Annotated in this window: 22 protein-coding genes; 6 read left to right on the top strand and 16 right to left on the bottom strand. The window is 66.9% G+C overall.

The annotated features are described in order from the left end of the window. Nucleotides 1-19: 19 nt before the first annotated feature. Nucleotides 20-1,216 carry a hypothetical protein gene (locus tag IPI67_05640; GenBank protein ID MBK7579675.1) on the bottom strand — a complete coding sequence of 399 codons (1,197 nt, stop codon included), beginning with the start codon at nucleotides 1,214-1,216 and terminating at the stop codon, nucleotides 20-22. 179 nt (nucleotides 1,217-1,395) lie between these two features. Here IPI67_05640 and IPI67_05645 point away from each other — a divergent pair, with 179 nt between their 5' ends. After that, nucleotides 1,396-2,958 (top strand): N-acetylmuramoyl-L-alanine amidase, encoded by a 1,563-nt coding sequence (locus IPI67_05645; GenBank protein ID MBK7579676.1) that lies wholly within the window; start codon nucleotides 1,396-1,398, stop codon nucleotides 2,956-2,958. 213 nt (nucleotides 2,959-3,171) lie between these two features. Here the strand turns inward: IPI67_05645 and IPI67_05650 are convergent, their stop codons facing one another. From IPI67_05650 to IPI67_05675, 6 genes are all read right to left on the bottom strand, one after another. After that, a complete protein-coding gene (locus tag IPI67_05650) occupies nucleotides 3,172-3,699 on the bottom strand; it encodes a fasciclin domain-containing protein (GenBank protein MBK7579677.1) in 528 nt (175 codons plus the stop codon). Nucleotides 3,700-3,932: 233 nt separating this feature from the next. Then, nucleotides 3,933-4,322 carry a rhodanese-like domain-containing protein gene (locus IPI67_05655; protein MBK7579678.1) on the bottom strand — a complete coding sequence of 130 codons (390 nt, stop codon included), beginning with the start codon at nucleotides 4,320-4,322 and terminating at the stop codon, nucleotides 3,933-3,935. A 312-nt stretch (nucleotides 4,323-4,634) separates the two neighbouring features. Further along, entirely contained in the window at nucleotides 4,635-5,144 is a 510-nt protein-coding gene (locus tag IPI67_05660) for a hypothetical protein (GenBank protein MBK7579679.1), read from the bottom strand. A gap of 46 nt (nucleotides 5,145-5,190) precedes the next feature. Then, nucleotides 5,191-6,504: a lipopolysaccharide biosynthesis protein gene (locus tag IPI67_05665; protein MBK7579680.1), complete on the bottom strand. Its 1,314-nt coding sequence runs from the start codon at nucleotides 6,502-6,504 to the stop codon at nucleotides 5,191-5,193. Between the two features lie 7 nt (nucleotides 6,505-6,511). Further along, nucleotides 6,512-7,144: a class I SAM-dependent methyltransferase gene (locus tag IPI67_05670; protein ID MBK7579681.1), complete on the bottom strand. Its 633-nt coding sequence runs from the start codon at nucleotides 7,142-7,144 to the stop codon at nucleotides 6,512-6,514. Nucleotides 7,145-7,249: 105 nt separating this feature from the next. Then, on the bottom strand, nucleotides 7,250-8,296 hold the full coding sequence (locus IPI67_05675; protein MBK7579682.1) for a thrombospondin type 3 repeat-containing protein: 1,047 nt from the start codon (nucleotides 8,294-8,296) through the stop codon (nucleotides 7,250-7,252). Nucleotides 8,297-8,987: 691 nt separating this feature from the next. Here IPI67_05675 and IPI67_05680 point away from each other — a divergent pair. Continuing rightward, nucleotides 8,988-11,654 (top strand): hypothetical protein, encoded by a 2,667-nt coding sequence (locus tag IPI67_05680; protein MBK7579683.1) that lies wholly within the window; start codon nucleotides 8,988-8,990, stop codon nucleotides 11,652-11,654. Between the two features lie 25 nt (nucleotides 11,655-11,679). Here IPI67_05680 and IPI67_05685 read toward each other — a convergent pair whose 3' ends face one another. The 4 genes from IPI67_05685 to IPI67_05700 all read right to left on the bottom strand — a co-directional run bounded on the left by IPI67_05685 (nucleotide 11,680) and on the right by IPI67_05700 (nucleotide 14,815). Then, complete coding sequence (locus IPI67_05685; GenBank protein ID MBK7579684.1) at nucleotides 11,680-12,594, bottom strand: hypothetical protein; 915 nt, start codon at nucleotides 12,592-12,594, stop codon at nucleotides 11,680-11,682. A gap of 113 nt (nucleotides 12,595-12,707) precedes the next feature. After that, the gene (locus IPI67_05690) at nucleotides 12,708-13,232 is read right to left on the bottom strand and encodes a hypothetical protein (protein ID MBK7579685.1); all 525 of its coding nucleotides are present in this window, start codon (nucleotides 13,230-13,232) and stop codon (nucleotides 12,708-12,710) included. 313 nt (nucleotides 13,233-13,545) lie between these two features. Next, nucleotides 13,546-14,055 carry a hypothetical protein gene (locus tag IPI67_05695; protein ID MBK7579686.1) on the bottom strand — a complete coding sequence of 170 codons (510 nt, stop codon included), beginning with the start codon at nucleotides 14,053-14,055 and terminating at the stop codon, nucleotides 13,546-13,548. A 121-nt stretch (nucleotides 14,056-14,176) separates the two neighbouring features. Then, on the bottom strand, nucleotides 14,177-14,815 hold the full coding sequence (locus tag IPI67_05700) for a hemolysin III family protein (GenBank protein MBK7579687.1): 639 nt from the start codon (nucleotides 14,813-14,815) through the stop codon (nucleotides 14,177-14,179). 139 nt (nucleotides 14,816-14,954) lie between these two features. On the opposite strand from IPI67_05700, the gene IPI67_05705 reads away from it, so the two are divergent. Continuing rightward, the gene (locus tag IPI67_05705; GenBank protein ID MBK7579688.1) at nucleotides 14,955-15,380 is read left to right on the top strand and encodes a TPM domain-containing protein; all 426 of its coding nucleotides are present in this window, start codon (nucleotides 14,955-14,957) and stop codon (nucleotides 15,378-15,380) included. A gap of 68 nt (nucleotides 15,381-15,448) precedes the next feature. Here IPI67_05705 and IPI67_05710 read toward each other — a convergent pair whose 3' ends face one another. After that, on the bottom strand, nucleotides 15,449-16,219 hold the full coding sequence (locus IPI67_05710) for a zf-TFIIB domain-containing protein (GenBank protein MBK7579689.1): 771 nt from the start codon (nucleotides 16,217-16,219) through the stop codon (nucleotides 15,449-15,451). A gap of 90 nt (nucleotides 16,220-16,309) precedes the next feature. Then, entirely contained in the window at nucleotides 16,310-17,977 is a 1,668-nt protein-coding gene (locus tag IPI67_05715; protein MBK7579690.1) for a DUF885 domain-containing protein, read from the bottom strand. Between the two features lie 29 nt (nucleotides 17,978-18,006). Between IPI67_05715 and IPI67_05720 the strand changes: the two genes are divergently transcribed. Continuing rightward, nucleotides 18,007-19,035, top strand: a complete 1,029-nt coding sequence (locus IPI67_05720) for an enterochelin esterase (protein ID MBK7579691.1) — start codon at nucleotides 18,007-18,009, stop codon at nucleotides 19,033-19,035. A gap of 844 nt (nucleotides 19,036-19,879) precedes the next feature. After that, entirely contained in the window at nucleotides 19,880-20,215 is a 336-nt protein-coding gene (locus IPI67_05725) for a hypothetical protein (GenBank protein MBK7579692.1), read from the top strand. Between the two features lie 559 nt (nucleotides 20,216-20,774). Here the strand turns inward: IPI67_05725 and IPI67_05730 are convergent. After that, complete coding sequence (locus IPI67_05730) at nucleotides 20,775-20,960, bottom strand: hypothetical protein (GenBank protein ID MBK7579693.1); 186 nt, start codon at nucleotides 20,958-20,960, stop codon at nucleotides 20,775-20,777. 165 nt (nucleotides 20,961-21,125) lie between these two features. Between IPI67_05730 and IPI67_05735 the strand changes: the two genes are divergently transcribed. After that, nucleotides 21,126-21,974: an alpha/beta fold hydrolase gene (locus IPI67_05735; protein ID MBK7579694.1), complete on the top strand. Its 849-nt coding sequence runs from the start codon at nucleotides 21,126-21,128 to the stop codon at nucleotides 21,972-21,974. Between the two features lie 88 nt (nucleotides 21,975-22,062). Here the strand turns inward: IPI67_05735 and pilQ are convergent, their stop codons facing one another. Together pilQ and IPI67_05745 are read right to left on the bottom strand one after the other, a co-directional pair. Then, on the bottom strand, nucleotides 22,063-24,318 hold the full coding sequence (gene pilQ / locus IPI67_05740) for a type IV pilus secretin PilQ (protein ID MBK7579695.1): 2,256 nt from the start codon (nucleotides 24,316-24,318) through the stop codon (nucleotides 22,063-22,065). Between the two features lie 284 nt (nucleotides 24,319-24,602). Beyond that, nucleotides 24,603-25,133, bottom strand: coding sequence for an ACT domain-containing protein (locus IPI67_05745; GenBank protein MBK7579696.1), 531 nt, complete (start codon nucleotides 25,131-25,133; stop codon nucleotides 24,603-24,605). Between the last annotated feature and the right edge of the window lie 25 nt (nucleotides 25,134-25,158).

Here is a 25,158-nt window from a genome sequence, read left to right on the forward strand (position 1 = left end):
CGCCTTGGGAGTCTCGAGGTCAGGGGCATCCGATCGTCACGTCAACGGTCGCCGAGCTGAATTGAACTTTTTGACAGGTCGCTGGACAGAGCACGGCCGTCACACCCGTCGATTGTGGGAACCAGCCATCACCCGTGCAGGTGGGGCCGGTCACCTGCGGCAGCGCGGTTCCGCCGCTCAAGCTGAAGCTGACGTTCGAGCCGCCCGGGAGGACAAAACGACACGGGCGGACCGTGTTTTCGAGGGCGCTCTTGATTGCCGCAACCGTGTCGGTGCCGACGTTGACCGCTTGTTGGGTCCCGCCGCCGGAGGCGACGGCATTCTCGAGAGCCGTATCGCTGCCAGAAAGCATGACCATGTACGTCGATGCGCCGGGCCAGAAACTCGCTGCGATGCTCGACAGCTGGGACGGGCTCGAAGCGCACTGGTTGAGGATGGTAGCCACGTCGTTCACGTACACGATTTGGTACTGCACGTTGGGGTTGACGATCGCCAGGTCACCGAGCGCCTTCGCGGCGCCACGGACTGGGCCTTCGACGTTCGTTGCCGGGATGAACTGTGTGTTCTGGGTAATGGCCTGGTCCACCGCGCCCGCGTTTCCGGGAAGCGTGCCGATCGGCACGCTGGGGGTGTCCCAGGCGCTGCCATTGCAATTCGCGCCGTTGGTCGGTGCAAAGCCGAGCCCGAGCTTCGTTCCCGCGGCTACGCTGCCTGTCGCGAAACCCTGAACCGCCGAGCGAACGGCCGACCACTTGGAGCCTTGCATGCTGGTGCTGCGGTCGAGCATCAGATACGTCGTCACCGGCCGCGGTGCTGCGGCGGTCGTCGTGGGACATGTCGCGCCGCCGGTGCCGCCAGTTGCAGTCGTGCCGCCAGTCGCAGTCGTGCCGCCAGTCGCGGTCGTGCCGCCGCTCGCGCTCGTGCCGCCGCTCGCGCTCGTGCCGCCGCTCGCGCTCGTGCCGCCGCTCGCGCTCGTCCCACCGCTTGCGCTCGTCCCACCGCTTGCGCTCGTCCCGCCCTGGCCGGTAGTTCCACCCTGCCCGCTCGCTCCTCCGGTGGCGCCGCCGCTGCCGCCGCCCGAGGTCTTGCCCCCGGTGCCGGCACCGCCATCGTCCGCGCTTCCGCCAAGAAACTCGTCATCGCCCGGGGCGAGAACCGAGCAACTCGCGAGCAATGCGCCGAAGGCGGCGAACATCGCGACCAGTCCCCGAGACATCCCCCTTTATAACATCCCTCGGGGGCGGCGCCCCCACCGCGTTGCCCGCGAAGTCATTGGCGTGGTTCTTCGGGTCGATCGTGAGCCGACGCTGGCTCAGCAAATCCAATCGCGCAGTTCTCATGATCAGTTGGAGTGGAGCGCTGATACGGAGAGCGGCGTGGTATTCTGAGGGCGCAATGAAGCTGCGCCTCGCTCTCGGCCTCGCGCTCTCGCTCTCGCTGGTGCCTGCCTGCGGCGCCGAGCCACCGCCGTCCGAGCCGCCTGGCCCCGTTGCGAACCACGTCGAGCGCGTTGCGACGACCGAAGGCGTGCCCACCGCTCTGGTGCTGGCCATCGCCGCCGTGGAACAGGGCCTGGCCCTGCCGCGGTTCCGCTCGCCGTCGCCCGACGATCACGTGCCGGTCGCCGGCATCCTCGAGCTGCGCCACGGCAGCTTGAACACTCTCGCCCTCGGAGCAAAGTTGATGGGCAGCGACGAGCGCAGTCTGCAAGCCGACACGGATCTCGGCACCGAGGCTGGCATCCGCGTTCTCGCGAGCCTCGGTCCGAGGGGCGAGTCGCGCGTGGCCGCCTGGAGAGCAGCCATCGCCGAGCTTTCCGGCCTGAGCGGTCGCGAGCGCGAGCGCTACGTCGCCGAGGTGTTTCGCGTGCTCTACTTCGGCGGGAGCTTCCCCGCCCGCGACGGTGAGCGCGTCCGGGTCGCGCCGCATCCAGAAATTCCGCCCGCCTATCTGATCACGCCGCCCCCGAGCCACCTGCTGGCTCCGGACTTTCCGGGCTCCGAGTGGTTTGCCACGGACTGCAACGGCAAGTGCACCGACAATCGTCCCGACGGCAACGCCTCGGTCGACACTATCTTGGTCCACGACACCGAAGGCGGCTGGAACGCATCCGTGGCCACCTTGCAATTCGACGCTGGCAAGAGCGTCCACTACATCATCGATGCCGACGGCTCGCGCTGGGGCCAATTCATCCCCGAGACCTACACGGGTTGGCACGCCGGCAACTGGTGTTACAACAAACACAGCATCGGCATCGAGCACGTTGGCTTTGTGTCCAACAAGGACGGTTACGCAACCGCGCTCTACCAAAAGAGCGCCGAAATGGTGCTCAACATCAAGACCCGCTGGCCGACGCTGATCCTGGACCGGGATCACGTCGTGGGTCACTACCAGGTGCCGAACGGCACGAAGATCGCCGAGTGCGGACCACCCTGCAGCGACGGACTCGACGCCTGCGAAAAGAACACCAGCTACGGCGGCGCCTCGCACCACACGGATCCCGGCTACCAATGGCAGTGGTGCCAGTACATGGAGCTGCTCGGTGCGAGCTGTCACTGCAACGACGCCTGGCCACTGTGGAACTGCACCAACGATCACACGCAGGCCTGGCGCTGCAACTCTGGCAGCCTGGAAAAGCAGGTGTGCGCTGAGGGTTGCGACGTGATGCCTTCCGGACAGAACGACGTGTGCCATGAGGCGCCCGACGCGGGTGCGGGAGGCGCGAGCGGAGCGGCCGGCGCGCCTGCGGGCGGTGGCGGTGGCACTGCAGGCTCCAGCTCGGGTGGCGCCGGGGGTTCTACGACCCAGCCCGACGCCGGCAGTGCTACCGGCGGCAAACAGACCAAGAAGGCCGCCGAGGACGATCTTGGATGCGCCTGTCGGGCAGCGCCACGTCGCGAAACACCGTGGGCCGCTCTGACGTTGCTACTCTTGGCGCTGCGACGTCGCGGCGGATGACAATCGACCCGAACGCCGCGACTCCGTCAACGTCAACACGGTCAGATGCGCTGCGGGCAGCCCGAGACGGGCCGCTCGCCGGTTGGGGTCTCTGTGAACGGCTTGGTTGAAACAAGTTCTTTCATGAGTCGACTCCAGCTTGAATGCACTCAGCCGCAGAGCGGAGCGCGCGACGCGTCAGTGGATCGCGCGCTCGTTTGCGAAGGGATATGATCAACCCTCGGGTGGCAGGAGCACGGCATCGATCACGTGAATCACGCCGTTCGACGCGACGATGTCGGTCTGAACGACCTTCACCGAGTCGTTCAAGATCACCGCTCCGTCTACGATCTTGATGCTGACCTCGGCCCCGTTGACCGTCTTCGCAGCCGACAGCGTCACGACGCTCTCAGCACGGACGTCGCCGCTCACGACGTGGTAGGTGAGGATGTCAGCGAGCGCCTGTTTGTTCTCGGGCTTCAGCAGCGTGTCGATGGTCCCGGCCGGCAACTTGGCGAACGCTTCGTCGGTCGGCGCAAACACCGTGAATGGGCCCGGCCCGCTCAGCGTCTCGACCAGGCTCGCCGCCTCGACGGCCGCGACCAGGGTCTTGAAGCTGCCCGCGGCTTGCGCGGTCTGGATGATCGAGTTTTGCTGGGTCTGGTTCGACGGATTGGACGAGTCGTCGTCGGATCCGCAGCCAAAAACCCCAACTCCAAGAGCAATGACGAGTGCACTAGCGAAGCGAGATGCGATTTTCATGATGAGCCTCCGTTGATACTTTGTCTAATACTCACATTAGACAATTATGTTTCACCGGGTCTCACATAGGTCGTACTTTCACCTACCTGCTTGGATTTGCACCCCTCTCCCTTGCCCATGAGAGGCCGCGTCCCCAGGCGGTCGTGCCCAAGCCGCTTCGTCTCGCGGAGCGTCTGCGCGGGGCGGACGCCCACGGCGTCGACTTCAATTTGATCGCGGCCTGGCGCGGCTCGTCAGTTCGGCCACGCGCTCAGTCTGCCCAAATCGTAGACGGTGAAACCACGCTCGCGCAGCAGCTCGGCTGCCTGGCGCGAACGAGCGCCGACGGCGCAATAGGTGACGACCGGGCGCGACCTGTCCAGCTCCGCGATGCGCGAGCCAAGCTCACCCACCGGGATGTTCTTCGCCGGACCAGCGTGACCGGCGGCGTACTCGTCGGCCGTGCGCACGTCGAGCAACGTGGCACCCTCGCTGACGAGCTGTTTGGCGCGGGCGCCGTCGACTCGTCCCTCCGCCTGGGCGGTCACACCAGAACCCGACGCTCGCGTGCCGTCGCCCGCCTCACACGCAGAGGCAGATAGGCCGAGGACCAAGAGGACCGACAGGGACGAAGGACGCAGCATCGCGGGGGATCTGGTACCAAATCTGCCGGGCGTCAAACGCCGAGGCGTGGCGGCCCGTGAAGACGTTGGTGTCCCCGGCGCACCTGGGATAGCAAACCGCGCTTGGAAGCTGAATCAGCGGGGGACACAACGCCGGCGGCGACGGCGGTGCACGGCGCGCGAGCGCTCTTCTATTTTCTCATCGCCGAGCTCTGTCTCTCGCTCGTGAGCATGCTCGTCGCGCGCCTCTCGTTCGCTGTGGGAACGGCGCTCGGCACGACTGCCGTCAACGAGTTCTTCAAGGTTCAGAGGCGCGCTCGAGCGGTCGCGCCATCACAGGCAGCTGCACAGCGGATTCGCGGACTGACACTTGCAGGGTCGAGCTGCCGACGAGACCGGCGCGGCAGGCGCAGGTGCGGGCGTGACTCGGCATCGCCCGGCGCAGGCGGGAAGGTGCTGATTGCACCAGGCGCTCAAGGTATCGACGCCAGCGTCGCCGCGCAGCTTGGGCGGCAGACATCCCTCCGGGACGTCCCCGGTGGTGCCAACGAGCAACACACCTCGGACGCGCGAACCGTCGGTGCAGGCCACGACGCAGCGCGGCTCCTGCGCCGTCAGGGCGTGGCGGGGCAGAGCGCCGTACTGCTTCTCCAGTCGGGCGATCTCGAGTTGGTTTCGGAAGCGCTGGCGCTCGGCACGCGTGTCACCCTGATCCTCGACGGGCCCACCAGGCGAAAGCGACGGAGCGGTCGCTTGCCCCGCGTCCCCAGGCAGCGGTGGCGACTCCCGACGTGAACAGGCCGCGCACACCAGCGCGGCGCCCCAGAGCTTCGAGACCCGCATCGCCGCGCAGCATACCGCAGGCGCCCGAGCGCCCGCACCAACGCGCTCAGCGCGTCAAGAACCAGAGGGCCCCACCCAGCGCAGCGCTCGGGACCAGCGCCAGCAGAACCTCGCGCAAGATCCGGAACGGGCTGATCCCGGTGAGAGCGCGCACACCCCAGAACCAGGTCGGCAGCGTGGTGGCGATGGCGGCGAGCACGACCCAGCACGCGCCCTCGAGGCCGTAGCGCGCGCACGCAGGCCAGATCAGCGCCAAGGTCAGGACGAAGCGCGGCAAGTTCATCTTCACGTCGAGGTCGGGACGTCCGAGACCCTGGAAGATCGGGCCCGCGAGGGCCGCGAAACAACGCACGAAACCCGCCACTACCAGGATACGGACCAGCGGCACGATGGCCTGCCACTTGCTGCCGATCACGTGCGTCACGAACAGCGGAATGAGAGACCAGATGATCGCCGTGGACACTCCCCCGAGCAGCAGGGTCGTGCGCGTGACGCGCAAGAACGCCTTTCTGAGCTCCTCCTTGTCGTGCTGCAGGCGAGCGTAGGTCGGGAAGCTCACGCGTGAGATGACGTGGGTGACGTTGGTGGCTGGGAACATCGCCACGCTGTAAGCGAGCTGGTAAAAACCGAGCGCAGTCAGCCCCAGGAACTTGCTCACGAAGATGTCGTCACCCTTGATGATGACAAACCCCATGAACGTCATGCCGGTGATCCAGCGTCCGTAGCTCAAGAGCTGCCGGAGCTTCGGCGGATCCCAGGCCAGCCGCGGGCGATAGGGCTGTGACACGTAAGAGATGACGACGTGCGCCACCGCGCCGCCGACGTACGCGATGGAGAGCGCCCAGACGTTGCGCAGGAAGAGCACGGCTGGCACGTAGACCAGGACACTCATCGCGGTCTGGCCCAGCTTGATGGCGAACTGCGTCCGGAAGTCGAGCTTCCGATCGAAGAACACCGTGCCGATGTTGTGCAGGCCGTGAATGACGATGTAGAGCGACGACACCATCAAGAGCCCGGTGAGGCGCGGCTCGGCATAGAACCGCGACAAGAGCGGAGCGGCCAGACACAAGAGCAACGCGATGCCGCTGCCGCGGAAGACGTGCCAGGTCCAGGCGACATCGAGCAGCGGCTCGACGTCGCGGTCCTTCTGCACCAGCGCCTGGCTGAAACCACTGGTGGTCAGCGAGTCGAGCACCGCAATGGCCAGGGTCACGATGCCCATCAGGCCGAAGTCCGCGGGCGAGAGCACGCGCGCGCCGACGATGCTGGTTACCAGCGAGCCAAGCCCCGCGAGCACCTCGCCCAGCGTGACCCAGGCCGCTCCGGTGACCAGCGCTCGTCCGACGCGGGCCTCGGTCATGTCTTGCTCACCGCCGCACGCGGCAACGGAAGAAGCGATGCCAGGCGTCTTCTTCGATGCGCGGAGTCGCCTCCACGGTCAGGCCGGCCGCCTCGATTTCCGAAAGGATGCGCCCGAGCGGGTAGCCCCTTTTTCCGATCTCCCAGTAGTGCTCCCCGTCGAATTGATGCTCTGGCATTCGACGCGCGGGCAGATCGAAGAATTTACTCACCAACCTCTTGCGGAACCCCCACTCGAAATGGATCCGCGCGTAGGGCGTGACGTCGGGCACGCTGATGAGCACCCACTTCTCGGCCACCCGTGCCAGCTCCTTGACCGCACGGTGGAACTTCTCGAAGGGCAGATGCTCGAGCGTCTCGAAGCAGCACACCACGTCGAACTGGCGCTCGCGGAACGGCAGTGACTCGATCAGCGCGACAGTGTCGGGCTCGAGGCGAGCGTCCGCGTCGACGGTGTGCACGTTGAAGCCGCGCTGGCGCAGGTACCGATGCACGAACCCGTTGCCGATGCCGATCTCGAGCACACTCTTCGGATGCAGTCGCACCACCTCGTGGATCTGCGTCCAGTAGGAGATGAAGCGCTCTTTGTGGTCGTACTCGAGGTCGTAGTGCTCGGGCGCGACTTGGGGTCGGAAGTCCATCGGCTCCGCCCGAAACTACGGCGAGCGGCCAGGTTGGTCCAGCAAAGCGGGTGAGACTGGCGGCCCCCCCGGGAGCGGGTCGTGAATTTCGGAGCGTGAACCCACTCAGCGCCGTGGTTTCAAGGCTCGGCTGCCCAAGCCCAACCGCCGCCGCGAGAGCGCCAGCGCGCCGATCAACAGGAGCGCGAGGTGATGCGCCTCTCCAGCGCCGCGCGGCGTACCAACGCTGCACCCTCCGTCGACCGCCTCGGTGTCCCCAGCGGCGGGCGGCGCTCCCTGACCCTCGGGCGGCGCTTCGGTCTCACTCGCACCCCCGCAAGCCAGCTTGTCGTGGTCGTCCGCGCCGGGGCAGACGTCAGTGGTATCCGGCACGCCGTCGCCGTCATCGTCGTCGTCGCAGGCGTCGCCTTCGCCATCCGCGTCGGTGTCGGTTTGGTCCGCGTCGGCGATGCCCGGGCAGTCGTCCTCGCTGTCGGCCACGCCATCCCCGTCAGTATCGGTGTCCGGATCACAGGCGTCCCCTTCGCCGTCGTGATCGCTGTCCGCTTGGGATGGATCCGAGATCAGCGGACAGACGTCGATGGCGTCGGCGATTCCGTCGCCATCGTCGTCGTCGTCGCACGCATCACCCTTGCCGTCCTTGTCCGTGTCGGTCTGCGCGGCGTCGGCCACCGTCGGACACACATCCGTCGCGTCCGGGAAACCATCGGCGTCGTCGTCCAGCTCGCAGGCGTCTCCCTTGCCGTCCTTGTCCGTGTCAGCCTGGTTCGCGTTCTTCACCGTGGGACAGTTGTCCTTGGTATCCGCGAGGCCGTCTCCGTCGTCGTCGCTGTCACACGTATCACCCTTGCCGTCCTTGTCCGTGTCGGTCTGGTTGGCATTCTTCACCGTCGGACAGTTGTCCTTGGTGTCCGCCACTCCGTCGCCATCGTCGTCGGTGTCGCAGGCGTCGCCCTTGCCGTCTTTGTCGGAGTCGGTCTGAGCCGCGTTCTTGACCGTCGGACAGTTGTCCTTGGTGTCGTTCACGCCGTCGTCGTCCTTGTCGAGGTCGTTGCACGGGCCGGTGCCGTTGTCGGTGCCCCACCACTCCCAGTGCCAGAGCTCGCTGGGCACTGTGCGCTTGAAGCCGTAGCTGCCCGCGTGTTTCGACATCCACGAATAGACCCCCGCGCTCGAGGTGTTGAGATCCAGCGCGTGCCCGGATTGATGGTTGCTGTAGCCCGGCTTCGCCGCAAGGTTACAGCTGTTGCAGCTGCAGCTCGTGTAGCAACCGTAGAGGTACTTCTGCTCATCCATCGTGCGGAAGCCACTCACCACTCGGATCTGCACGCCAGCGGCCGCCGCCGACTTGGCCATCTTCATGTACGCGTTGGCGGTCTTCCACTCGACCTTCTTGCCGTCGACGGTCACGACCTCGATCTTGAACGCGCTCCCGCTCTTGTATCCGGTCGCCGTCGACATGTTGCAGGACAGGCTCGAGAGCGGCTCGGTGACGACCCCGAGGTCCTCCGGCTCACTCTCGTGGTCGACGAGATCGTCCTCCACCTGACCCGCGGCACATCCCGTGAGCACCACCAACACGACCAGGAGTGCGATCCGAAACAGCTGGCTTACGTGACGCATCGATTGGACCTTGGGTACGGAGAGAGCACATCCCGGGCCAGAGCCGCCCCGCCACCCCCGACCTGGCGATCAGGCGACAATTTGTGACTTCTGGCCGGCCGAGCCGGTCCAGACGCGCCGGCACGCCAACTCCCGGTTGGCGGCTCGGAAACGGGGCGTTGTCGCCGAGAACCGAAACTTGCACTGTCCGGCCCCCGTCGCTATGCCGCGGGGGCAGCGCATGGACCTCGCCTCGTTTTTCACCCCGCGCGTCCGGCTGCTCGCCGTAATGCTGGGTTTGGGGCTCGGGGCACGCGCGCTCACGGTTCGCCCACCGGAGCGCAGTCTGGAGGGGCTCGCGAAGATGCTCGGGCAGGCGTCGGGAACGGTGGTCGCTCCCGGGGACATCGACTGGGAACCGAGCCCGGGCTTCTTGCAAGAGACGTTCTTCGGCCGGCGTCTTCTGTTCCTGGGCGCCGAGAAGGCGGGTAGCCCGCGCGACGTGTATCGCGCCAGCGTACGGGTGACCTTGGATGGCAAGCCCATCGCGGTCACGCAAGTTCGCAACCTGACCGACACCCCTTTGGGGGACGACACCGGCCTGGATGTTCGGGGGCAGAACGCGGTCTTTGCCACCGTCGCGTACGGCAGCATTCAAGGCATCACGCTGCTCGACCTCGGCGGCATGCGTCGTGAGGACAAACCGAGCGGTTGGTTTTATCGCACGCTGCAGGCCATCACCGCGTTTCAGGAGTCGGGAAGTTTTGCGGATCTGGGGCGCACGGACATCGTCCTGGAGTTGCCGTCGCGGGAGGCGAAGCTCACCCTCGACGAACAGAGCTTGCAGGTCGATCTCGGCACGGCCGGACGCGGGCTGCGGTTCAAGACCGCGTCCCGAGAGTTGGAGGGCGCCGAAGGTGGACAGGCCTACGCCGCCCACGCGGACATCCATCGCCAGGCCGAAAAGCCCCTGGTCTTGTGGGGTGTGGACACCGTTCGTGCGGAGGTCGGGCCGGCGCCCATCGCCTGGCTCGAGGCCAAGGTCTTTGGCGCCAAGGACACCTTCAAGCGCACCACCTTCCAGATGTTCTCGTCCGCTGGCGCGGCAAACACGCTCAAAGATCAAGAACAGACCGAGCGCGCTGCCGCCGCCGTGCTCGACTCGAGCAAGCTGAAAGATGGCGAGAGCTGGCCTCCCCCTTCCATTCCGAGCATCTGGAAGGAGAACAAACCGGGTGAGGGTGAGTGGGAGCCGGTGGTGCTGCCGTTCCTCAAACCGCTACCCGCGGTCGGTGGTACCAAGGGCAAGGCTCCCGCGTACTTCTACAAGACGTTCTTCCGCCCGGACGCCGAGCGGCCCTACTCGGAGGTCACGCTGATCGCGATGGACATGCGACAGCTCGAGCTGGGCATGCAAGCGGGGTTCGAAGATCCGAAACCGCTGACCGGACCGCCGGGTGATGGACGACTGCCCCGCGAAAAGGCGGTGCTCGATCGCGTCGTCGGCACCTTCAATGGCGCCTTCAAGACCACCCACGGTCGCTACGGCATGAAGGTCGACGAACGAGTGCTCATCCCGCCGGTCGCTGGTGGCGCGACGGTGATGATCACGAAGGACGGCGACGTGGGCCTGGGCAGCTGGCCAAAAAGCGAAGAGATCCCGGACGACATCCGCTCGTTCCGTCAGAACCTCGACCCGCTGGTGGAAGACGGTGTGGCCAACCCGACAGGGCGATACATCTGGGGGTGGCAGCTCTCCGGCACCAGCGTGATGACCCAACGCACGGCCTTGTGCGTGACCGCCGCGGGGCACCTCTACTACGCATTCGCGCCGGAAATAGACGGACCAACGCTGGGGAAGGCCTTGCGCCAGGCCGGTTGTTCGTACGGCGTCCACCTGGACATGAACCCGGGCCACTGCGGCTTCGTCTACACGGACATCGTCGATTACCGCGCCAAGGAGTTCAATCTCAAGAAGGCGCACGACGAGATGAAGCTCGACCCGGGAAAATTCGTGCGCTGGAGCGCCAAGGATTTCTTCTACGTGATGGTGCGTGATCCGGTGCCCGTCGATCCTTCGGGTGTGCGCTGGCAGCCGGACGCGGGCTTGCAGCCGCCGCCGGCGTGGCTCCCGGGGATCTTCCAGAGCAAGCTCAAGGTGGGAAACCTCGAGGTCAACCTCGAGAGTTTCGAAGCCGGACGCGTAGCGTTCCGGATGCGCGCTGGAGCGAAGGAGCCGAAACACGGCAACGTGAGCGACAACGTCGAGCTCTCGGGCGACGACAGTCAGCGCGTGGTCGCGACCATTGGTCTTGGTCATACGACCGATGCCATGCGCCTCGGGATTGCATTTGCCGGCGTCGCCGCTCTCGATCCCAAACCGGGCTACGCCACCCTCTTGGTGCGCTCGGGTGCACCGCTCGCGATCTACCTCCCAGGAGAAGCGCCCAGGCTGGAGAAGGGTGACGAAGCCGCGCAGCTGCCGCTCTTGGCGGAGAACGGCAAGCTGACCGAACAGGCGGTCGCCCACGGCCCGCTGCGATTGCGCGGCGCCTTGTGTGTGCTCACCAGCGGCCGCGTCGTCGTGGCGACGGCGCGGCACGACTCCAGCGACTCGCTGGCTGCGGCGCTGCAGAAAGTCGGCTGCACGCGTGTGGTCGAGCTCGACCGCGGCTCCCAGCACCCAGCCTTCGTGCACCGCGCCGGTACGCCGACGCCACCGCTAGCCAGCTACGACACGACGGTGCTGCACGCCATCGGTCAACCGATGTTGCCGCACGCGTTCCGCTGGAAGGCGGGCGGGGCGGTCAAGTCGACGAAACCCACCTTGTTCGACATCTCGCCGAACTTCGGGAAAAAGAAGAAGCCTGCGCCGAAGCCCGAACCGGACCCGGGCGCGTCGCCGTGAGCTACTCGCGGCGCCCCAACCCGCGTCAGTCGTGTTTGCTCCGACGACACGCGCCCGAGCGATAGGCGCGAATCAATGCAGGGAGCTGGGAGACGCGACCCGTGATCGCCCGACCGTCGCGCTGGAGACCGAAGCGCACCGCCTCCCAAGCGGGACAGCTGTCCGCCAGCTCTTTCTGGGCAGCGGGCAGCTGCACGAGCAGCGTTTGCACCTCGGCGAGCGCGGCCTTCGCGGCCTTCTCATCCGTGAACTTCACGGTGAGCTCCATGTCGCCGCGTTGACTCGAGCGAATGATGACGGAGAGCTCCTCGAAACCCGCCGCGCGTTTGCCGACGCTGCGGAGCCGCGTGGCTCCCGGACCGATCCACAAGGCCAGGATGGCATCGGACTCGTTGGGCGCAGGCGGGGGATCCTCGGCGTGCGAGAACAGGTGATAGCGCACACGGCCGGCAATCCGCCCCGCAGCGACGACCCACGTGCCGCTCGGCAGCACAAAGAGCTCGGCGGGAGTCGCGCCGTCAGAGAGCAGGTAGGCGAGCACTCCCGAAGGCAGGCGCTCGGGCGATCGCGACAGGAGACCACGCACGTCCGACTGCTGCTTCAACCGCTCGAGGTCGGGTTTGCCCCGAACCACCAGCAAGAACGAGGAGCGGTCCGCCTCGCGAGCGTCCGCGACGAACCAGAGCTCCAGCGAGTCGACGGCGACCAGGAACGCCTCGAGCTCGGGGTCGGAGGGACTTCTTCGATCGTAGGGGGTCTGCGGTCCGCCGTACACGGGGTCCGCGTTGGCCCGGTCCAACCGCAGTACCAAGCGCGCGTCCGGGGCGCCGCCCAAGACCTTGGACTCCCAGCTCGTAGCGTCGGGTGACGCGATGCGTGAGGAAGCGCTGCCGCACGCGACCAATAACAGGACTGAGAACCAGGCGACTACACGAGCCATCTTCAGGGATGGACGTGGGAGCGGAGCGATTTCGTCAAGTCGAAGCCCGAGCGCGACGGCCGACTGCCGGGGGACCGCTGCTCTGTCCGCCCGACCTACCCCTCCCGCGGTCCCTAAAACCTCCCGGCCGCACCAAGGTAGAAGCCGTCCGAGGTCGCGGCGATCGTCGGCACGACCTCGAGCTTCACGTCGAACCCGCGCCGGTGGAGCTCGCGGTGCTCGCGACGCGGTGGTGATGGGCTCGAATCGAACGGCGGCGATTGATGGGGTGTGGCGTAGGGGAGCACCGTTGCGTCGATGATGGAGGCCAGGCCAAGCGTGACATAGCCGCCGATGAAGGCGGAAGAACAGTCCATCCGCTGCTGCTCTTGATCGTCATGACAACCAATGCTCACCGCGACCTCGAAGGCGAGAGCAGCGCCGGCAGCGCGCAGCCCCAGACTCGCAAGCGCCTCCCATCCGTTGTGGTTCGCGAGATGGGTGACCGGCGCGCCAAGACCATAGACAGACAAGCCCGCGACGAACTGCGTCCAGTCGGACGCCGTGAGCATCACGGTCAAAGCGCCGGCGTCGAGCCCGAGCCCCTGCCATCCGTACCAGTATCTGTCGGAGCTGAATGCAGGCGCGAGCGAGGTCAATGCCTCGTGGGGTGCGGGGTTCGCCAACTCGAGCGAGGGCTGTGCGAGCGCGAGCCTGGTGCAGGTCGCGATCACCAACATCGAGCTCACTCCGAGTAGATGCCGCCCCATGCGAGTCGAACAGTGCAATGCGCGCACCAACCGACGCGGGAGCCAAGCCAGACCCGGACCGCGCGAATTCGGTGGCGGAACGCCAGCCAAGCGTTGCCCTTGGCAACGGGTGTGGTCTGCGACTCACATCCGAAAAGGCACACGATGGCCGCCGCGCGAACGCGCTCGGGTTCGCGCGGGGGTCACCTTCGAGGCGCAACGCTCACGGCAAGAAGATCCGCCCGGGGGCGCCTTGGTCTCCGCTCTCCGTGTGACAACCGTTGCAGTCTCCATCGTTGACCGGTGACAGCATCTCGCGGGTCTTGCCTGCGCGAACGACCTTGGCCGTGAGCGGAAGCGGCACGCTGCCTTTGTGCATGAAGTTGCCGGCTGCGTTGGTGTCCAGGGTCAGGCTGAATCCGTCGGCGCCGGTGAGCACGACTTGCGAGCCAGAGGCACCAAAACAGTCCTGCTTCTCGTGCTCCGCGGGGTACACCGTGCCCGCAACGCCAAACGTTGGCCCCTCGCCCTTCTCGTCGTGACAGCTGATGCACGTCCCTCCGGGGTGCATCAGCTTCGACTCCTCGTTGCCGCCGGTCCAACGCTCACCGCTGGCGCAGCTCGGGTCGGCGGCGCTCAGTGACCCACCCTCACCATCGCCATCGCTGCCTCCGCCGCAGGCCGCCACCGCGAGGGCGGTAGCAGCGCACCAGCACCAAACTCGATTCCGCATGTCAGCTCAGTACCCGAAGCCAACGCGGGGAAGGCAATTCGTGATGCACGCATCCGCAGGCCACGACGTCGAGGCAACACGCATTACTTGCGCGGTTCGCCCGGGCGACCCGTCGCGCGGCTCAGGCCGCGTAGCCGTACACCGCAATGGCGTGGCAGGCCGTGCCGGCAAGGACGAATAGATGCCAGACGAAGTGGGCGTGGCGCCAGCCCTTCGCCGCGTAGAACGCGACCCCGGAGGTGTAGGCCACTCCCCCTGCGACGAGCCAGAACAGCCCCCACGGCTGCATGGTCTGCCAGAGCGGTTTGATCGCGATGACGATCAACCAACCCATCGCGACGTAGAGGACGACCGAGGCGCGCGGGAAGCGGACGCCACCGATGAGCTTCAGCGCGACGCCGATCACCGCGAGCGCCCACACCAATCCGAACAACGTCCAACCCCACGCACCCGAGAGCACTCCGAGGGTGAACGGTGTGTACGTGCCAGCGATGAGGATGAAGATGGCGGCGTGATCGAGCACGCGCAGGCGGCGCTTGGCGCCGGGGTGAACGACGCCGTGGTAGAGCGTGGAGGAGAGATAGAGCAGCACCATGGCGCCGGCGAACACACTGGCGCCGACCACCCCTGCGACTGACCCCCGCGAGGCGGCCGCACCCACCAGGAAGGGTGTAAAAATCAGCGCCAGGAGCAGCCCGAAGCCGTGGCTGAGGCTGTTCCAGAGCTCCGGGCGAGGGCCAGCGCCCGCCTGAGTCGTCATACGGCCCATTCATAACCGTGACAGTTGGCGGTGTCAAGGTTACGGGGGCGAGGTCGCTGCGGCGTATGGCGCACACCCACTCGGAGCTGGCTGATGCTCGCCGGAAACTCCTGTACGCTCCCTACTGCGCACAGGATCCATGTTCGACAAGGTTGAACGACACGAGCTGGCCGAGGCGATCGCGCTGGCTGAAAAGGGCCACCGCGGCGAGGTGCGGGTGCACCTCGAGCAGCGCTGTCCGAAGGGCAAGAGCCCGAAGGACCGAGCCGCGGAGCTCTTCGAGTCACTTGGCATGTACCGCACCGAGGAAGATACCGGCGTGCTCCTGTACGTCTCGTTCGACGACGGACTTTGTGCCCTTCACGCTGGCGCCGGCGTGAAGAACGCGGGCGCACCCGAGTTCTGGCGCGACGTCGCTGAGCAGATCGACCGCGGCTTCACCATCGGCGAACCACTCGCCGGCCTGTGCGCGGCGCTCGAACAGATCGGCGAGGTGCTCCGCGAACACGCCCCAGGTGAAGATGTCGCGGGCAACGAGCTGCCGGACGTGGTGACGAGCTCCTGAGCTCGAGACGAGCTCCCGCCTCGCGCGAGCTTGCCGGGGCCGTCGTCGGCGCAGCGCCGACGGTGCGCTCAACTGCTCTGGGACGAACCCGCGCCGCCGAGCATCACCGCCGCAACTCCTAGCAGCAGACCACCAACCGCCACGACACCTTCGCGCTGGGTTTGTTTGTCCGCTTCGGCCAGAAACTGGGTCTGATGCGCGCGCCAGCACGGTTCACAGAGCAAACCGAGCTCCGTGATGTTGGCACGGTCCGCCGTGATCTTCTGCTTGCACCCCGCGCAGAGGATCTCCCGGGTGTCACCGGGACGAAACTCGGCCTTGGCCGGACGCCCCTGCAACGCATGCACGAGTGAGAGCAGCTCGAAGGCGTCGAACCAGGTCCCGTGCTCGCGACAGACGTCGAGCTCGATGCCCTTGGTGATCACCCGATCGAGCACCGCGGTGCACACCGGGCAGCTGGGGTTCTGCACGCGAACGCTGCGGTTTCGCGCGCCGTCGCCGGCGCGTTTGGCCAGCTCGGCGAAGATGTCCTCGGGCTTGGCCAGCACCTTCGTTGCATTGGTGTTGTCGATCCAGATCCCGCCGCAGCCGGCGCAGCCGATCAGCTCGACCTCCTTGGCTACGACACCGACCAGGCGCTTGCGACAGTGGGGACAGCGGAGCTCCTGGGGTGCGTCGGCCGTCGCGTTACCCACGACCTGAACCACGTTCTGAACCACCGGGACTGGCACCAGAACCTCGCGTGGGAGGGGTTGATTGGTCTGGCCACAGAACTTGCACTGAGTCGTCGCTGCGAACGAGCGCGGGATCGGCGCGCCGCAGTGGTCACATCCGCTCATTGCGCGAAGATAGCGTATTGGTCGACGGGGGGTGCGCCGGGCCGCCCGCCAGTGCATTTCGGCGCGAATCAGCTGGCGGCTCGCTCCGTGTCAGCCGAGCACGAGCTCGCGCAAGAGATCGATCCGAAGCGCGCCGTTGCCGATCACCCGCTCGTGAAACTCTCGCAGCGAAAAGCTGCTGCCAGCACGGGCGCGGGCCTCGTCGCGCAGGTTCACGATCTCGCGCTCTCCGAGCTTGTAGGTCGGTGCCTGCCCCGGCCAACCGAGGTAACGCATGACCTCGCTCTCCGCTTGAGCCGGCGTGCGGTGCCCGTACACCTGCATGAACTTCGCGGCGCGTTCGAAGGTCCAGGGCTCGCCCGGCTCCAGGCTGGAAGCCGCGTGCAGGCGCAGACCGAGGTGCAAGCCGATGTCCACCACGACGCGCGCGGCACGGTAGAGCTGTTTGGCCAACATGCCGAGCTCGTACTCGGGCTTCTCGAAGAACCCGAGCTCCCCCATCAGACACTCGGTGTACATCGCCCAGCCTTCGCCGTAGCCCGAGTACCAGACGACGAGGCGGTGCGCGCGGCTGAGGCTGTCGGCGCGGGTCATGGCCGTCCCCACCTGCAGATGGTGTCCCGGAAAACCCTCGTGGTACGCGGTCGAGATCTGCTGGTAGAGCGGAAAGAATCTCTGGTCCCCGATGGCGTACCGCACCCCGCCGGGGCGCGAGAAGTCTTCCGACGGAGGTTGGTAATACGCGCTCGACGGAGTGCCGACGGGTGCAAGCTCCACGGTCAGCTCGACGATGCGGGGATCGACGTCGAAGTGAACCCCCGAGAGCTGCTCGCGCGCCGCGCTCAGCCGCTCGCGGATACACTCCAGAAAGGCTTCGGGAGAGTGGGCCGCGCGCGCGGGATCGGTCTCGAGCAGGTGGGTCACCTCCTCCAACGAGGCGCCGGGAGAGATCACGCCGGCCAGTCGCTTCATCTCGGCGACGAGCCGGAACAGCTCCTCCCAACCCCACGCGTAGGCCTCCATGGGATCGAGGTCGAGGCCCATCGCGCGATCGAGGGCGGGCCGGTAGCGCTCGAGTCCGACCCCGTCTTCGGAGGGTGCACCCGGGAGCACGTCTTCTTCGAGGTGCGCCGCGAACGCTAGGACTGCCGCCTTGGCGTGCAGCACGGCGGCGTCGAGTCGCGGAGCCAGCTGGGGGAACGCCTTCGCTCCCGTGCGCGCCAGGCGATCGAACGCGGAGTCGGCAGCACCAAAGCGCCGGGCTTGCGCGGCCACGGAGCGGACCTGCCGTGCGGCAACATGATGTCCGCGCTGTCGCCCGACGCTGAGGCGCTCACGCAGCTGCGTGTAGGGTTGGTCGACGGTCTCGAGCCGGGCGCACACCGCGCGCCAGGCCTCTTCGCTGTCGGTCTTCATCAAGTCGAAGGTCGAAGCAACGCGCTGAAAGCTCGACACCATGTGGGAGAGATCGCGAAACTGCTCGCCGGACGCGTCGGCCGCGAGCTCCTCGTCCAGTGAACCGAGCATCACGCGGGCTGCGAGCCGTTGTTTCGGGTCCGGGTGCTCGGCGTGTGCGGCGAACGCCGTTCGATAACGCCGCACCAGCTCCATGCGCGCAGCGTGCCCGTCCAGGCCGAACGCCTCACCCCAGGTGTGGTCGTGGCCAGCGATGCCCAGCGAGGTCGCGTGCGAGGGATCGTGCTCGGCGCTCTCGTCGACGTAGCGGTCCGCCAGCTCGAAGGGGCTCGGTGTGTTCACGGGAGCACGGCGCGATGATAGCAGAGGCTATGCACCCCTGGTCCCGCGACTTTGTTGGTCGACTCGACGAGCTCGAGATCGACAGCCAGCTCCTGAAGAACAATGCCCTCGGCGACCCGTCCACGAGGCCGCTCTGGGTCTACACACCCCCGGGATACGACGCCGACACGAGTCGGCGGTACCCGAGCATCTACTTGATCTTGGGCCTCACCGGACAGGTGGACATGTGGAAGAACCGCATGGCGTTTCGGCCGAACGTGACGGAGCTGGTCGACCAGCTCTTCTCCGAAGGCGGTGCGCCGCCTGCGGTCGTGGTGTTCGCGGACTGCTGGACGCGCTTCGGCGGCAGCCAGTACATCGACTCTCCCGGCACGGGACCGTACATGAGCTACCTGTGCGACGAGGTCGTACCGTTCGTGGACGCGAAGTACCGGACGCTGGCGAGCCGTGACCACCGCGGGCTGACGGGAAAATCGAGCGGAGGTTACGGCGCGATGGTGGTGCCGATGTTGCGCCCCGATGTCTTTGGCGGCTTCGCGACCCACGCCGGCGACGCGCTCTTCGAGACCTGCTACTTGCCGGTGTTTCGCGAGTCCGTTCGCATCCTGCGCGACCGCTACCAGGGTTCGTACGAGCTGTTCTGGGAGAAGCTGTACGCGGGCCCGGCGCTCGCCCGGCCCGAAGACGGCGCCCTGCTGAACGACTGGTGCATGGCGGCGTGTTACTCCGCGGACGCCGACGGGAAGGTGCATCTCCCCTACGATCCCGCGACGGGCGAGCTCGTCCCCGAGGTCTGGGCTCGCTGGCTCGAGTGGGATCCCGTGCGCATGGCCAAACAGCGAGCCGACGCCTTGCGCTCGATGCGCGCGATCTACGTCGACGCCGGGCTGCGCGACGAGTTCTACCTCGATCTCGGCGCACTGGCCTTCAAGCGCGAGCTCGAGAAGATCGGTGTGAAAGACCTCTTCTTCGAGCTCTTCGACGCAACCCACAAGGCCATCGAGTACCGCTATCCGCTGGCGCTGAGGTATCTGGCGGAGCGGCTCTCGGGAGGGTGAGGGTCGGCTCGACGGGTTCGATGCGCTCCGGGGGAACTGCACGCCGCTCCCAGCGCAAGTGCGTTTCGCGCTGACGTGATGGGAGGATGCCGCTCCCAGAGCAAGCGGGCTCGCGGTTGCGTGGTGGGGGGATGCCTCTCCCAGCTCGAGTGGGTTCGCGCTGGCGTGACGAGCGGACGCATCTCCCAGCTCGAGTGGGTTTCCATTTCGTATTGGATTCGTGCGGGCGGCCCTCCCCGTCGCAGGTCGCACAGCGCGCACCTCGCGCAGAGGGATTGGCTTCGTGTCGTACGGCGCGCGCGATTCGCGGAGCTCGCGCGGGGGGATCGGTTTGGTGTCGTACGGCGCGCACAATTCGCGCAGAGGGTTTGGCTTGGTGATGAGCGCGCGCCCGAAGACGGCCTCGGCGGCGAGGAGATTGTGCGCGCGGCAGAGCACGCGCAGGTTGTCGGGATTGGCGCTCCCGCCCAGCGCGCGCGGCTGCCTGTGGTCGAGCTCGAGAAACGCGCGCGCCGTGCAGCGCTCGCCGTTCGAGCTGGTGTAAGTGCAGCGCTCGCCATCGCGAGCAAAGACCTCGCGCCGCGTCGGATTGCTCACGTGCCCGCCATCCGAGCGTCGGGGGCGGGCGGGGCGCGCAGTCTTGCCGAGCTTCTTCTTCTCGATATCGTTCAGCAGGAGATCGAGGGCGCGCTCGACGACGAGCGCGAGGTCGCGGCTCGGGTTCGCGTGACTCGTGAGATCGAGCGCGCGCTCCAGTTTGCCGCGCAGCTCCGTGCTGGCAGTGAAGTGCACCGCGTGGCGCTCCGGGGCGAGGACTTGAATTTGCGCGGCGCCGCGCGAGCGCGTGTCATGGGGGAAGAAGGCTGCGCCGGCGCTGGCGGTCGCTTCGGTGCACGCGGGCGCAAGCGATTGCGCGCTTGGAGACGAGGTCGACGACGAGCGCTCCGGGGGCGAAGTCAGCATGGACGCGGGCGGCGGCGACGACCGCGGCGACGACGAGCCCGTGGTGATCAGTTGCGCTGGGTGTACGGCGGCGGGTTGTGTCGAGAGCGACGGCGGGCGCCGCGGCGGCAACTTGCGCATTCGGGAGGGCACATCGGGTCTGGGTGCGAGGTGGGCGACGAGGGTCTGCACTTCGCGCTTGGTCTTGCCGCAAATCAGGTCGAGCAACTCGGCGTGATTGTCCGGTGTCAGGTGGGACTTGAGCAGCGCGAGGGCCGAGAGGTGCACCTTGCCCGAGGCCACCAGCGCGGGAATGACCGGAAACTTACGCGCGAGACGCGCGGCAACGATGCGTCGATAGGCCTCGCCCTCGCTCATGCCGAGGCGGCGCGTGCAAAAGTCGAAGAGAGAGGGGGACGCGGCACGCAGGTGAAGGCGGCGTTCCTCGACCTCGGCGAGGTCGAGGATGAGCTTGGCGGTGACCCGGCGGCCGGCGACGACGAGGGAGCGGGTGGCCTCGACGAGCTCGGCGTCGCTCAGCTGATGAAGAGCAGCGTGACTCATGAGGCTCTCGTACCACGGGGATTTTTTGCCTCGCAGCTGACATCCAGCGCGGCGATCGGAGCATCGGACGGCGGCCGAAGTGTCTTCGTTGCGGGAGCGCGTCTGGTGTCGAATGCCGGGCGGCAGCACGCTGTTGCAATCGACCTCGTCGATCGCGCGCGACGGGGCTGCGAAAATCGGTCAAGCACAATCGTGATCGGTGAGCAGATTTCTTGGCGCGACCTGCGAAGGGATCAGCGCGCGGGCCGGGTCCGGCCCGCGCGTTCTCCCGAGCCGGCGCGCGCGGTCACTTTCGCCAGCGCCGGCGCCCGCTGCCGCGCGGTCACCTTCTCCAGCGCAAGTGCGCGCTGCCGCGCGGTCACTTTCGCCAGGCGCGCGGCCACTTTCGCCAGCGCAAGTGCGCGCTGCCGCGCGGTCACTTCGCCAGCGCCGGCGCCCGCTGCCGCGCGGTCACCTTCTCCAGCGCAAGTGCAACCGCCCTCTTCGGTCTCGCCGACTCGAGGGCCGCTCGACGCCTCGCGGCGTATTCACAGCGGGTCGCCGCCCGCGCGAGTTATCCTGCTCACGGGCCCGAAGTCTCCACCATGGAAGTCTCTTACGATCGCTGTCCACGCTGCGGCGCCGAGTTCCGCACCGCGCGCTGCGACAAGTGCACGCGGGTCGACACCACGCGCCCCCCACCCCCGGCACAAGCAACCCTGCCGCCGCCCCCGCTTCCACCCACCCGCGACCGCTACGTGGCCTGGGCAGTGCGGGCGGTCATGCTGCTCGTCAGCGCGACCTTGCTCGGCACCTGTTACAGCCGCTGCGGTGAACGCCCCGCCTTCATGGCACTCCGCACCGACAAGGACGGGCCTTCGCTCTCCCGCGCCCGCGTGCTGCTCGTATTTCTACACGGCTACGGTGGCAGCATCAGTGACGTGACCTGGGTGCGCGACGAGCTCAGGAAGGCAGGGCCGGGCGACGACGTCGCCATCTGGCTCGTGGACGGACCCTACGCCTCGGGCTTCGGACGCTCGTGGGGCGACAGCGCCAACCAGGAAGCCGCCAGCATCGAACGCGTCCGCAGCCTGCTCGCCGAGGCACTCGCCGGCGGCACTCTCCCGCCTGCGCGCGTCGTCATCGCTGGTTTCTCCCAGGGCGCCGGCCTCGCCGGCGATGTCGCCGCCGTCGAGAGCAAGGTCGGCGGGCTCGCAGCCTTCTCGGCTTGCCGCTTCCGCTCTCGGGACAGCCTGGCGGCGCGCAAAGACATGCACTTCGTGGTCGCTCACGGCAAGAGCGACGGCCTCTGCCCCATCGGCCAGTCGCGCAATCTGGTCGAAGCGATCCGCCAGGCAGGCTCGGAGGTGACCTTCATCGAGTTCGACGACAGTCACGTCATTCCGAAAGAAGCCATCCTGGCCCTTGCAGAGCTGCTCCGCAACACGAAGTAACTTCGTGCAGCCGAGTCCGTGCGCCCTCCGAGCCAGCGCCCGCGCGCCGCCCGAACCCGAGCGCGCGGCGGAGCCAGCCAGTCTCGCTTCAGCGCCCGAGTGCTTCCGCGCGATTCACGATGCGCGGAGTCAAGAAGATCACGAGCTCACCGCGGGTGTCGCTCGCACGCCGGCGCTGGAACAGCAGGCCGAGCAGCGGGATGTCACCGAAGAACGGCACCTGGTCCAGGTTGCGACCGGTGTTGCGGGTGAAGATGCCGCCGATGACGGCCGTGTGCCCGTCCATCACCAAGAGGTTGGTCTCGGCCTCACGCTTCAAGATGGTCGGATCACCACGCGCCGAGGTCTGGTTGAAGTCCGGCTCGTCGCGGTTGATTTTCACCTTCATGCTGATGCTGCCGTCCGCCGTGACGTGAGGTTTCACCAGCAGCTGCAGCTTGGCTTCCTGGAAGGTCGTCTGCACACCCTGCGCGCTGATCTGGCTGAACGGGATCAACGTGCCCTGAGAGATACGCGCCTGTTCATTATCCATCGTCAAGATGCGTGGACTGGACAAGATGCGCAGCATGCCGCTCGACTCGGCCGCCGACAGGCGCACCGCCAGGTTGATGGTGTTGTCGATGGACCCGAATGAGAGGCCAATGGCACCACCTTGCCCGGTACCCACCGTGGCCGGGAGGTTGACCGCGAAGTTCGGGTTGGCAACGGTGTTGCTGAACGGTGACAGACCGGCGGTCGGGGTGTTGGCGTCGCTGGCGCCGCCGACCACACCGACGGAGTTCGGGAACGCGAGTCCGGTCGGGTTGCCCGTGGCCGCGCTGAACGAAGCGTCACCACCCCACTGGATACCCACGTCGCGCAGGTAGCGGCTCGTGGCTTCCACGATGCGGGCTTCGACCAACACCTGCGGAGTCTGGGTGTCCAGCGAGCGGGTCAGCTCTTCGATCTGGTTCAAGTTGCCCGCAACGTCGCGCACGATCATCACGTTGGTGCGCTCATCGACGGCGATGGACCCGCGCTCGCTCAACAAGTCCTTGGCGCGCGCCTGGATCTGCGCAGCCTCGGCGTAGCTGACCGGGATCAGCCGGGTCTCGAGCGGCGCGAGCTGCATCTCTTGTTTGCGCCGCGCGATGGCCATCTCGCGCTCTTTTTCCAGGTCGGCGAGCGGTGCCACGCGGATCATGTTGCCCTGCCGGACCATGCCCAGCGATTTCGACTGGAGCACCACGTCGAGCGCTTGATCCCACGGCACGTTGCGCATGCGGATGCTGACGCTGCCGCTGACGTTGTCCGCGGTGATGATGTTCACCCGCCCGACGTCGGCCAGGAGGCGCAAGACGTTGTGTACGTCGGCGTCCTTCAAGTCGAGATCGATGCGGCGTCCGGTGTACCCACCGCGCCGCGTCTGGCCCAGCAGGTTCGGCGTGACGGCGCTGGCCTGATCTCCCTCGGTCGCCTTCTCGACGCCGCCGCCGACGTAGCCGGCGTAGACCTCCGGGATGTCCGCGTACGAATCTTCGACGTGGACCGTCTGCGTCTTGCGCGCCGCGCCGCCATCTCGAGCGATCCCGGTTCGGGTCGACGGCAGCGTGCCGGGCTTGAAGAAGGACCAGATCAACGTCGTCCCGCTCTTGCCAATCTGCGACTCGAGGCCAGAGTCACTCTCCACCTCGACGATCACGTTCTTGGTAGCCGCGTCGACGTAGCTCGACACCGCATCGACCATGCCGCCGAAGGCGGACACGTCGAGCTTGCGGACCAACGCCTCCGGCAGGCGTGCACCCTCGATCACGAGCGTGGTCCGACCCTTGCCGCTGGCGCTCTGGCGGAATTTCACAGCCTGAGACAGGTCGATCATGACCTTGTCCTCGAGCTTGGTGTGCTCGAAGCGCACATCCGAGATGCGCGCGGTGTCCGCGGCGGCAGCCTCCGGCGCCTCGGTCTTGATGCGCTTGACCCGCGGCTCGTCGATCACCCCGGTCTTGCCCGGCACGAAGCTGATCACGAGTCGGTTTCCGTCCACCCTGACGGAGTACTTCGCCTCGTCGAGCAAGGTGACGAGCACGCGCGTGGTCTTGGCGTCCCCGTTCTTGAAGGCCTGCGCCATCACACCCCCCACCACCCCGGTTCTCCGGGTTATGGCGCTGGGCGCTCCCTTGATGTCCGCACCGGGCACGTCGACGATCAGGCGTCGACCGTTCTGGTCGAGCCTGGCCGTGAACGAAGGCTGGGCAGAAAAACTGACCACGACCTGCGCACCCCCCGAATCAGCGGGGTTTACGCGGATGTCCGTGGCATGTCGCTGGCCTTCGGCGGCCTCCGCAGTGCGGGGTCCCGCGAGCATGGAAAACTCGAAAGCAGCAGCAATCACCATCGCGAGACGGAACGAAGTCGACCTCATCATCAGGCTCCGATTGGCGGTATGGGCGAGCGGAACTTCTGCTCGATCACCCGTTCTCTCACTCTAGCGACCGAGCTTCGGAACGAACAAATTCCGAGCCTAAATCGCCGCGCTTCATGAAGCGCCGAACGGCACCGAGCAGCCTCGGGGGCGCTTATCGAAGGGCGCAGCCCAGCGGCCTGGAACGCGGCAAACTCCGCCAGATATGCCGCAAAACGCCGGACGGCTCAGGTGTCGGCCTCGAGCACCAGGTCCAGATTCTGGTCCTCACCCACGCGTGTGAGATCTCGGCGCAGCTCCGACAGAACCACGGTCGACGGCACGTGCAGACGTGCTTCGAGCACGAACATGGGGGTGCCGGTCAGGGGTTGGTGCACGACGCTCGTCTCGAGCGAGGCCACGTTCACGGCGCTGGCGGCGAGCACGGTCGTCACAGCCTCCACGATGCCGGGTTGGTCGAGGCCGGTGACCCGAAGCTCGTAGGCAAGGACCCCGCGGGTCGGCTCGGGGACCGCGGTGTCCCGAAAGCTGCAATCGAGGCCCAATGAGGTGGCCACCGCGCGCGCCGCGCTCTCCGCCTCGTCGAGCTCCGCCGGCGTACCGGACATCAGGACCAGCATCACGAACTCACCGCCGAGGACGGCCATGCGGCTGTCTTCGAGGTTTGCCCGACCCCGGTGGATGGCGCCGGAGATCCCCTTCACCAGGCCGGGCCGGTCGGGTCCTGCCGCGGTGAGCACCCTGAAACGCTTCGACATGGCCGGACTATGGCCCGACTTCTGG

It is taken from the genome of Myxococcales bacterium (assembly GCA_016706225.1).
Classification (GTDB): domain Bacteria; phylum Myxococcota_A; class Polyangia; order Polyangiales; family Polyangiaceae; genus JADJKB01.